Raw genomic sequence first — 9,669 nt, forward strand, 5'->3', positions numbered from 1 at the left:
TTTCCACAGCCCCTGCCAACTGGCCGGAAATCCGAACAGGGTGAATATCGCGTCACCGGGCATGGAAAAAGGCAAAAGTATCAACATGAAGATGATAAAGCTGTCCATCATGGCCATGCGTTTGAGCGTGCGGCGCACTGGTAGGCGAGACATCAAAAGCAACCCGATAGCGACCGCCAGAGCCGTAGCCAAAGCTGGAATGCTGGATAGCGAAACCGTAACAACAGCAAAAAAGCACGTCATCACGATCCGCATCCGAGGATCCAACTCTCCGATCACCCCAAAGGGTGCGCTGGCATCAACCTCGGCCAGCGTCTTTGCCTGGGGTTCCAGAGCATGGGCCATCAGGCGGCCATTTTCCGGCGTGCAGAGACATAAAAGCCGATGCCGAACAGACCGATAATGTAGCCGATCCCACCCAGAACGGTCTGCAAGTCGTTGTGTTCGCGATAGGCTGCAATCTCACGACGCAGGGGGCGGGTTTCGTCTCGTACCGCTTGGGCAATGACTGCGCGTTCCTCGTCGGTTAGTGACGCAACAGTCACCGTCGCTATGTCGGTTGCGGTTTCAACCTGCGTAACAGGTTTTACAAGCTTGGGATCCACACCCAAAATCTCGGCCACTTCCTCGGCTGGCATGGCGACTTCGGCAATATGACCAGCGCCCAGATCTGCTTTGAACGTGTGCGCGACGGGTTCGGTGGGGGTGTAGAGGAAGAAGCCATCGGTATCGGTGACTGTTCGCCCCAGTTCAGCGCCATCGGGGCCATAAACGATAACGTCTTGGTTTTCAGCCATGTCGCCGTTGGAAAAGCCCAATTCACCCTCAATCGCGTCGCCTGCGGGAAAGACCCCTGCGATAACTTTATGGGCCAGCGCAGGAAGCGGGGTAAGCAATACCGCAACAACGAAAATCAGCTGTCTCATACCGGAGCACCCCTTAGAAAGAGTTCAGGCTTGACCTTGCGGGCCAATAGAATGGCAAAACCCGTAAGTACCGCTTCGATTGCCATGACGGGAATATGGGCAAAAAAGACCAGTTTTGCCGCTGGTAGGAATGCGTCACCAGACAGAGCCAGTGAGACAGCGACAAGAGCCGTCGTGGCCGCAATTGAAAACGCTCCGCCGATGCCACCCCAAATAGCGCCCTGCACCGGAGAGCCTCGTGCGATCAGACGACCAAAGATCATCCATGTCAGCACCGCCGGAAGCGCGATGTTGACCGTGTTAATCCCAAGCACAGTCAAACCGCCAAAACCGAAAAACACGGCTTGAAGCAGCAGGCCAACAAACAGCGCTGGAAAAGCGGCCCAACCAAGCAAAAGCCCGGCCAGACCGTTCAGGATCAAATGCACAGAGGACGGACCAATCGGCACATGGATCAACGAGGCAACAAAAAAGCAGGCCGACAGCACGCCCGCGATGGGAATTCGGTCCAGGTCCAGCGATTTCAGCCCCACAGCAACGCCGCCAGCCGCTGCGATTGCACCGCTGATCACAACTGGGTTCGAAAGGGCTCCGTCCACGATGTGCATAGGGGTTACTCCAGATCCCAGGCGCGGATCCAGATCACAGCATCCTGGCTCAGTTCTTTGCCTTCATGTTCGGTTTTTGGGCCCGAACCCAGAGCAGCAAAACCCCAGTAACCCGCTTTTGGTACGCCAAAGGTGAAATAGCCGTTCTCATCTGAAATCGCGACCAATGACCCACCCGGAAGAGGGGATGCCGTGGCATCTTTTGCACCGCTGCCTGCCAAATCAGGTTCTGCAGCCATGTATTCGATTTCGATCTCAGTACCAGAAACCGGTTCACCTTCGCTCAGTACGCGGCCGGTAAAGGTGGAACCTGCAATGACGTTATAAGGCTTGTTCAGCGGCAGAATTTCGGTCGCCAGACCTTGCGGTTGATCCCAGTCGGTGGGCAGTTCATTGCGGTTCAGGTAAGCCTTTGTGATCTGCTGGATATAGATATCCTCGGATTCTTCGTAATAAGGCGCAGGTACCGTCACCAGCACATAGTCGCCGGAACGTTTCACCGGAACCGAACCAAGAAATGCTTTGGCGCTGTTCTCGGGGCCGTCGAACGTGGTTTCTTCCAATGTACCCAACAGATCGATCTTTTCGCCGTTGTGGATCACATAGAACTCTTCCGGCTTGTCCAGGCTCATCACGTGCCCGGCTTCAAAGGGATGCCAGAAGACCAACTTGACCGGAACGTCACCCGGACGCTCGATCATGGTGTCTTCGGTGTATTCCAGCAGGAAATGAGCCTGCGCCAGCGCTGGCATTGCCACGACAACTGCCGCGGCCAACAAAAAGTGTTTCACAAATACGTCCTTCTCACGTCGCGCCTTCCCCGGCACGCATTGATTTTTGACATTGGGGAATGCGAAACTATTTGCCCCAACGGGCAAACAGATCCGGCGCACACCCCGTCGCCGATGATGAGCGCCCCTTCCGGGGGCGCATGTTCGGCAGGTCTCCTGACTTGCGGGTCTTCACGCTAAACTGGCCTTCCCGGGTGTGCCCCAGTGGCGTAATCAGTCTCGCTCGCCGCTTACAGTTGCGGGGGCAGTTGCAGATTTGGCCAAGAATGTGCCGCACTGCATTCCCTATTGCCTCCGGGTGACTCCCCGGAACCGAACATGGCGCGTTGATGACAGAAAAACTTGAACACGGTCAACTCCCGATTGCGGCATTGGGAGGGTCATCTGCGAATTCCGGAGGGGTTCTGATTGCAACTTATCGACTGCAATCATGTCCAAGAGAGGGGTGTTGCGACCTGTCTGCTGGTTGGAGGCGATTGTCAGGTGTGGGTTGAAGGTGTCATTTTTTTGTTGCCGAAACCGGTTTCGGAACAATTATATTAAAGAATGATGGCGAATCCCGAACTGCAACAGCGACAAATCCGATCCCGGCGCGCCACGTCGAATGGGCGGGTGAAGCTTGAAGAATTGGCTGATCACCTCGGCCTTTCGAAAAGCACCGTGTCGCGGGCACTGAACGGGTATTCCGACATCTCAGAATCAACGCGAAAGCGGGTCGAGGTGACGGCGCGCAAGATGGGATATCGCCCGCTCAGCCACGCTCAGGCCATTCGTACGGGGCGCGTGCGTGCCATTGCCATGGTCATCAACAGTGAAGAACCGGACCGGCACAATCCATTCTTTCAGGACTTTCTTGCGGGCGCTTGCGAAGCCGCCAGTGCATCCGACTGGACGATGACAATTTCGACCGCGAAATCGAAACAAGACATGCTAAATGTGTTGAGTCGTCTGGTCGAAGAACGAAAGGCCGATGGATTCATCCTGCCGCGTACCGAAGTCGATGACGCGCGGGTTGGGTACCTAAGCGACCTGCAGGTGCCGTTCATCCTGTATGGTCGGACAGGATATGGTCGGACCGGTTTTCAGGACGATACGTCTTGGTTTGATATTTCCGGCGAAAAAGCCATGAGCGACGCGGTCGAACGTCTGGTCCGTTTTGGTCACAGCCGCATCGGGTTTGTCGGCAGTGATCCAAAGTTCAACTACAGTCACCTGCGTCGGGATGGCTATGTCGACGGGCTTAGGGCTGCAGGATTGCCGGTCGATCCTGAATTGATCCGCGACGGGGCCCGCACCCGCGAAGAAGGGGCCGCTGAAGCGCGCGCTTTGTTGCGCCTGTCTGTCCCGCCGACCGCGATTGTCTTTGCGACGGATCAGGCGGCATTGGGAAGCTACCCTGTGTGTGCAGAATTCGGTCTTGAAATCGGGCGTGATGTCTCGGTCCTTGGATATGACGGAATTCCGGAATGCCAATATGCCAGCCCCGGGCTGACCACGTTCAGCGTCGACTCCAAACGGGCAGGCGAACGCCTAGCAACGATGCTGATACGTCAGACCCGAGGGGAAGAACCCGCATCTTTGCGCGAACTCAGCCAGGCGACGCTGATCGAACGCGACTCTGACGGGCCGCCACTGCTGACTTCGAGTGAGTTGGCGGAAAAAATCAAACGATCCATGGAAGACAATCGGGGAGGAAACCGACCATGAAACTTACACCAAAAGCAGCCAGGCTGATGCTCGGCTCGTCGTTAGCACTGGCGCTGACGGCCATGTCGGTACAAGCGGACACGATCCGCTTCTGGACAACGGAGGAGCAGCCCGAGCGTCTGGCGAAACAGCAGGAAATGGCCGACCAGTTCAAGGCTGAGACCGGTACAACGGTCGAAGTGATCCCTGTCACGGAAACGGATCTGGGTACCCGCGCAACCGCAGCCTTTGCTGCGGGCGATTTGCCAGATGTGGTTTACCACCCGTTGCAGTACGCTCTGCCGTGGGCCGAAGCGGGCATTCTGGACACCGAAGCTGCGACCGAAGTGATCGAAGAACTGGGCGCTGATACCTTCGCGCCGGGTGCTTTGGGCATGGCTGCGTTCAATGGTGAAACCGCCTCGGTTCCGGTGGACGGCTGGACGCAAATGGTTGTCTATCGCAAGGACCTGTTCGATGAAGCCGGGTTGGAAGCGCCTGACAGCTTTGCCGACATTCAGGCCGCACTTGAGGCGTTGCATAACCCGCCAGAAATGTATGGCTTTGTCTCGGCCACCAAAGTCGACGAGAACTTCATGAGCCAGGTGCTGGAGCATGTTTTCCTTGCCAATGGCGTCTCGCCCGTTGGCCCTGATGGGTTCCAGCCGCTGGATGAGGCCAAGACCACCGAGGTTCTGGACTTCTACAAGGCTATTTCCAAAGCCTCGCCTCCCGGCGAACTCTTCTGGAAGCAATCGCGTGAGCTGTATTTTGACGGCAAAGCCGCGATGATCATCTGGTCGCCGTTTATTCTGGACGAATTGGCTGGTCTGCGCGACAGCGCCCCGCCGACCATTAACGATGACCCGACCTCTCGCGATCTGGCCAGCAAGACTGGTATCGTGACCAAACTGTCCGGCCCGTCGAACCCCGATGGCGCGGCCTGGGGTGATGTGCGGTATTTCGGCATCACCAACGACGCGGATACCGATGCGGCGATGGAATTCGTAAAGTTTGCGATGGATGACGGCTATACCCAGACGCTGGCCATTGCGCCCGAGGGTAAGTTCCCCGTGCGCCGTGGTAATGCAGACAATCCGACTGCGTTCTCTGAAGCCTGGGCGGAACTGCCCGTCGGTGTCGATCGCAAGGCCCCTCTGGGCGAGCTGTACGAACAGGCGATGATCGACGAGATTGTTGGCGGTCTGGACGTGGCGCAGCGCTGGGGCGTGGCCGAGGGTCAATTGGCGCTGGCGTCAAAAATGATCAACTCTCAGGCCATCAATCGTGTTGTACGTCAGTATATTGATGACGAGATCGACGCAGCCGCAGCGGTTGCAGCCATGAACGAAGAGCTGGCGAAGGTTCAGTAATCAAGTGGCAACTGCAGCGGCGTGCGCGCCGCTGCACCCAACCCTTCGAGGTACCCCATGACTTCGGCCACCCCACCGACCGGAACCGGGGCGTTAGCCAAACGCGAGGCGCGTCTGGCCTGGACGCTGCTGGCTCCGACCGTGATCAGTGTATCGCTTGTGGTGATCTTGCCTTTGCTGGCAATCTTCTGGATCAGCTTCAAGCCATTTACCCTGTCCGATCTCCGTCCGCCTGCACCGGTTGTGCGTGAAAGCCTGCGCGGATCGGGCGACGATCTGCGGATTGAATACCGCCTGCGCAACTCCAGTCAGGAGATCGCAATTAATGGCGTCACCCTCAGCGACGTTCTGCCCGATGGTGTCATTGCGAGGGAGGTTGTTGCCCCCTGTGTTTTGGACGGACAAGACCTGTTTTGCGATTTCGGCACTCTGGAAGGGGGGCAGCGTGAGCGTATCCGCATACCTGTTGACGTGAGCGGCGACCCCGATGCGTTTGAAGACGTAATCGAAGCGTCAGAACCGCGTGTAACTGGAAGTGGGCCGAACGTTCTGACCAACTTTGAATTCAGCCTCGAAAACTATGCTCGCGTCTTTGACGGGTCCGAGTTCTGGGGCGTGCTTTGGGTAACGCTGTTTTACACGGTGTTCGGGACCATTGGCGCTTTGGTCATGGGCCTGTTCGCGGCGCTTTTGCTGAACAAAAGCTTCAAAGGGCAGGGGTTCATCCGGGGCCTTTACCTGTTTCCCTATGTTGCACCGGTCATTGCGGTGGCCTTTACTTGGGTCACGTTGTTTGATCCGTTTTCTGGTTCGGCCAATGCGCTTTTGATCCAAATGGGCCTGACCAGTGCGCCGATCAATTTCTTCGGCGAACGCCCTCTGGCCCTGATCATGGTTACAGTGTTCGAAATCTGGCGCTATTTCCCGCTGTCTTTCCTGTTCATTCTGGCGCGGATGCAATCCATTGATAGCAGCATGTATGAAGCGGCTGATATGGATGGCGCGTCGCCCTTCCAGAAGTTCTGGTTGCTGAGCATCCCACAACTGTTGGGCATTTTGTCGGTGCTGTTCCTGCTGCGCTTTATCTGGACGTTCAACAAGTTCGACGACATTTTCCTGCTGACCGGCGGTAACGCGGGTACCCGCACACTGACCGTAAACGTCTATGAGCAGGCGTTTGCAATCTCGAATATCGGGGCAGGCGCGGCGGTGGCGGTGGTCATCCTGATGTGCCTGATTGCCTTCAGCTTTGTCTTCTTCCGCTTCATCAGCCGTGAGGAGGGTCTGTGATGCGCAAAGGTTTCATCACCGGCCCGGTTCTGGGCGCGCTCTGGCTGGTCATCATTGCCAGCACCGTCGCTGTCACCATGTCCTTCGCCACCGGCGCAGCGTTTCGCCCGCAGGTGGGGTTGAGCCTGATCTGGGGCGCGGTGGCAGGTCTTACCTACGTTGCGTTTCCAGCGCGCCACGCCCCGGCGCGTCTGGCGATTTCTGTGTTGTTGGGTTTGTCGTGCCTAAGCGGTTTGGGTCCCGTTCTGATTGGCCCGGATACGACGCTGCAGGCAAGTCTGATCACGGTCGTCGCGGTTGCGGTCGTGATGCATCTGTCATTGGCCGAGATCCTCAAAGAACTGCCCTTCGCCGAACTGACACGCCATGAATTCGAAGATGCGGTGATCCGCTTTTGTACCGGGTTTGGCTATATCTTTTTCACGGCCATTGTCGTCATCCCATTCTATGTGATGGTGATGACCAGCCTGAAATCGCAACAGGCGCTATTGCAGAACCCGCTGGATTTCTCAGTAGACCTGAGCCAGGGCACCGCGTTGTTCCGCAGCTATACCGAACTGTTCCGCGACTTCAATTTCGGCACCTATCTCTGGACGTCCTTCTACGTCTCGGTCCTGACGGTGTTCATTACGTTGCTGTTCAGTGTCCCCGGTGCCTATGCGGTGGCGCGGTTCCGGTTCAAAGGGCAAAAGGCGTTTTCGCGGTCGATCCTGCTGATCTACATGGTGCCGATGATCGTTCTGGCGCTGCCGATTTACATCGCGTTTTCGCTGACGGGCCTGCGAAATTCGATCCTTGGCATTGTCATGATCTACCCGGTCACGACGATCCCCGTCGCACTCTATATGCTGCAAGGCTATTTCCGTGGCCTGCCCACCGAAGTGGAAGAGGCTGGTCTGATGGATGGTCTGTCGCGTTTGGCTGTGATTTGGAAGATCACCCTGCCGCTCAGCCTGCCTGCGCTGGCCTCGGTATCGCTCTATGTTTTCATGATTGCCTGGAACGAGTTCCTGCTTGCTTTCATGCTGCTGGACGATCCGTCGAAATTCACCCTGACCCGAGGCGTTACAATGCTGAATTCCTCGGAAATTCCCCGACAACATCTGATGGCTGGTGCGGTGATCGCCACTCTGCCGATCATGGCGTTGTTTCTGGGACTTGAACGTTTCATGACCAAGGGCCTGACTGCGGGGTCCGTCAAAGGATGACTGAGATGAACCAACATACAAACCCAGACCGCGAAGCGCGCAATATTCTGATTGCCAATGATCGCGGAGGTTACACGATCCCGACCGAGGGGCTGTACCCCTATCAATGGAACTGGGACAGCGCGATTGCTGCCCTGGGGTTTGCTGAATTCGACATCGACCGCGCCTGGACCGAGGTCGAGACGTTGTTCTCTGGCCAATGGACGGACGGCATGGTGCCGCACATCCTGTTCCACCAGCAGGATGACGGGTATTTTCCCGGCCCGGACGTTTGGGGGTGCAACGGCCCGATTTTGTCTTCGGGGATAATTCAACCACCCATTGCGGCGACAATGGTTCGCAAGATTTGGGAGCAGGACCGCGTCGCTGGCGAGCAACGCTTGCGCGAACTGTTTCCAAAGCTACTGGCCTGGCATCGCTGGATCATGAAGTGGCGTCTGGATGATCAGGACGCGGTCTGCACGACGCATCCATGGGAAGCCGGCCGCGATAACGCCCCCGACTGGGACAAGTCGATGGCCCGCATGGACGCTTCAGATGTCGGTGAATATCAACGCCGAGACACAACGCATGTAAACAGCGACGACAGGCCTACCAAGTTCGACTATGATCGGTACATCAAGCTGGTTCAGATTGGTCGCGAGGCCGAATGGGATCAGCAGATCCTGCTGGACAAGAACCCGTTTCGGGTTGCCGACCCAACGATGACATTCACAGCGTTGCGCGCTGCAAGAGATCTGTTGGCGATCAGCGAAAAACTTGGTCTTGAGGCCGAAGGGCTGCGAGCGGATGTCGACCGGCTGGAAAACGGCGCGCGGTCTTTGTGGAATGAAGAACTGGGCAGCTTTGATTCCCGTGATGCTCATACGGGTGAGTGGGCAGGCAGCATCTCGAACGCGTCATACATGTGCTGGTATGCGGGTATCGATTCAGAAAAGATGTTGGGGCGTTTGAATTCGGTTTTGGACACCGTCCCTTATCCAGTTCCAAGCTATGATACGTCGATGCCGAACTTTGATGCGCGCCGCTATTGGCGCGGTCCGACCTGGGCGATCATGAATATGATGATCGGATTTGGACTGGAAGATATGGGCCACACGCAGCAGGCTGAAGATCTGCGTCAGAAAACTGCAAAGCTGATCTCGAACTACGGGTTTGCTGAGTATTTTGATCCAAAGACCGGCAGCCCAGCCGGTGGCACTGCGTTCACCTGGACAGCTGCCGTCTGGCTTCACTGGGCAGGGAGAAGCTAATGGGCAGCATCGAACTAAAATCCGTCGAAAAGTGGTTTGGGTCAGCCCAGGTCATCAAAGGCGTAGACCTCAAGATCGAAGAGGGTGAATTCATTGTTTTTGTCGGCCCCTCCGGCTGTGGCAAATCCACCTTGTTGCGCATGATTGGCGGGCTCGAGGATATTTCGCGCGGGTCACTTCTGATCAATGACAATGACGTCACCGATCATCCGCCCTCGAAACGCGGCCTGACGATGGTGTTCCAGTCTTATGCGCTTTACCCGCATCTGACGGTTGCCGAAAACATGGGGTTCTCGCTGAAAGTGGCCGGGGTGCCAAAGGCTGAGATCGCAGAGCAGGTCAACACAGCGGCAGAGGTTTTGAAGCTTGGGCCGTTTCTGGAACGCCGACCAAAAGACTTGTCAGGCGGACAGCGCCAGCGCGTCGCCATCGGCCGGTCCATCGTGCGTGATCCCACCGCCTTTTTGTTCGACGAACCGCTTTCGAATCTCGACGCGGCTTTGCGGGTCGAGATGCGGTACGAGATCGCCAAAC

General features: G+C 56.8%; 10 protein-coding genes and 1 riboswitch. Of the genes, 6 read left to right on the forward strand and 4 right to left on the reverse strand.

The genetic code is table 11. The features are described 5' to 3' along the window. The 4 genes from AC2FNU_RS21780 to AC2FNU_RS21795 all read right to left on the reverse strand — a co-directional run. The coding region (locus AC2FNU_RS21780) for an energy-coupling factor transporter transmembrane component T family protein (protein WP_496792433.1) at nucleotides 1-345 on the reverse strand (345 nt) is incomplete at its 3' end. Further along, nucleotides 345-926: a NikL family nickel/cobalt ECF transporter subunit gene (locus tag AC2FNU_RS21785; RefSeq protein WP_496792438.1), complete on the reverse strand. Its 582-nt coding sequence runs from the start codon at nucleotides 924-926 to the stop codon at nucleotides 345-347. The genes AC2FNU_RS21785 and AC2FNU_RS21780, both read right to left, overlap by 1 nt. Beyond that, a complete protein-coding gene (cbiM, locus tag AC2FNU_RS21790) occupies nucleotides 923-1,534 on the reverse strand; it encodes a cobalt transporter CbiM (RefSeq protein WP_496792441.1) in 612 nt (203 codons plus the stop codon). The genes AC2FNU_RS21785 and cbiM overlap by 4 nt, the downstream gene beginning before the upstream one ends. Before the next feature lie 5 nt (nucleotides 1,535-1,539). Then, complete coding sequence (locus tag AC2FNU_RS21795) at nucleotides 1,540-2,325, reverse strand: DUF4198 domain-containing protein (RefSeq protein ID WP_496792446.1); 786 nt, start codon at nucleotides 2,323-2,325, stop codon at nucleotides 1,540-1,542. A gap of 129 nt (nucleotides 2,326-2,454) precedes the next feature. After that, a riboswitch (cobalamin riboswitch) is annotated at nucleotides 2,455-2,657 on the reverse strand. A gap of 214 nt (nucleotides 2,658-2,871) precedes the next feature. Here AC2FNU_RS21795 and AC2FNU_RS21800 point away from each other — a divergent pair. The 6 genes from AC2FNU_RS21800 to AC2FNU_RS21825 form a co-directional block, all read left to right on the forward strand. Next, nucleotides 2,872-4,032, forward strand: coding sequence for a LacI family DNA-binding transcriptional regulator (locus AC2FNU_RS21800; protein WP_496792449.1), 1,161 nt, complete (start codon nucleotides 2,872-2,874; stop codon nucleotides 4,030-4,032). Next, on the forward strand, nucleotides 4,029-5,384 hold the full coding sequence (locus tag AC2FNU_RS21805; protein ID WP_496792453.1) for an ABC transporter substrate-binding protein: 1,356 nt from the start codon (nucleotides 4,029-4,031) through the stop codon (nucleotides 5,382-5,384). Before AC2FNU_RS21800 ends, AC2FNU_RS21805 begins: the two co-directional genes overlap by 4 nt. Before the next feature lie 57 nt (nucleotides 5,385-5,441). Then, the gene (locus tag AC2FNU_RS21810; protein WP_496792456.1) at nucleotides 5,442-6,674 is read left to right on the forward strand and encodes a carbohydrate ABC transporter permease; all 1,233 of its coding nucleotides are present in this window, start codon (nucleotides 5,442-5,444) and stop codon (nucleotides 6,672-6,674) included. Then, nucleotides 6,674-7,882, forward strand: a complete 1,209-nt coding sequence (locus tag AC2FNU_RS21815) for a carbohydrate ABC transporter permease (protein WP_496792458.1) — start codon at nucleotides 6,674-6,676, stop codon at nucleotides 7,880-7,882. Before AC2FNU_RS21810 ends, AC2FNU_RS21815 begins: the two co-directional genes overlap by 1 nt. 5 nt (nucleotides 7,883-7,887) lie before the next feature. Continuing rightward, complete coding sequence (locus tag AC2FNU_RS21820; protein WP_496792460.1) at nucleotides 7,888-9,135, forward strand: MGH1-like glycoside hydrolase domain-containing protein; 1,248 nt, start codon at nucleotides 7,888-7,890, stop codon at nucleotides 9,133-9,135. After that, nucleotides 9,135-9,669 (forward strand): ABC transporter ATP-binding protein (locus AC2FNU_RS21825; RefSeq protein WP_496792466.1); only part of this gene is annotated, 535 nt, incomplete at its 3' end. The genes AC2FNU_RS21820 and AC2FNU_RS21825, both read left to right, overlap by 1 nt.

The organism is Ruegeria sp. BHSB064 (assembly GCF_059613205.1).

What these genes read in the sequence shown, in the direction of transcription:
- AC2FNU_RS21815 (WP_496792458.1), top strand. Translation starts at nt 6,674, where the DNA reads ATGCGCAAAGGTTTCATCACCGGCCCGGTTCTGGGCGCGCTCTGGCTG.
- cbiM (WP_496792441.1), bottom strand. Translation starts at nt 1,534, where the DNA reads ATGCACATCGTGGACGGAGCCCTTTCGAACCCAGTTGTGATCAGCGGT.
- AC2FNU_RS21810 (WP_496792456.1), top strand. Translation starts at nt 5,442, where the DNA reads ATGACTTCGGCCACCCCACCGACCGGAACCGGGGCGTTAGCCAAACGC.
- AC2FNU_RS21805 (WP_496792453.1), top strand. Translation starts at nt 4,029, where the DNA reads ATGAAACTTACACCAAAAGCAGCCAGGCTGATGCTCGGCTCGTCGTTA.
- AC2FNU_RS21785 (WP_496792438.1), bottom strand. Translation starts at nt 926, where the DNA reads ATGAGACAGCTGATTTTCGTTGTTGCGGTATTGCTTACCCCGCTTCCT.
- AC2FNU_RS21800 (WP_496792449.1), top strand. Translation starts at nt 2,872, where the DNA reads ATGATGGCGAATCCCGAACTGCAACAGCGACAAATCCGATCCCGGCGC.
- AC2FNU_RS21820 (WP_496792460.1), top strand. Translation starts at nt 7,888, where the DNA reads ATGAACCAACATACAAACCCAGACCGCGAAGCGCGCAATATTCTGATT.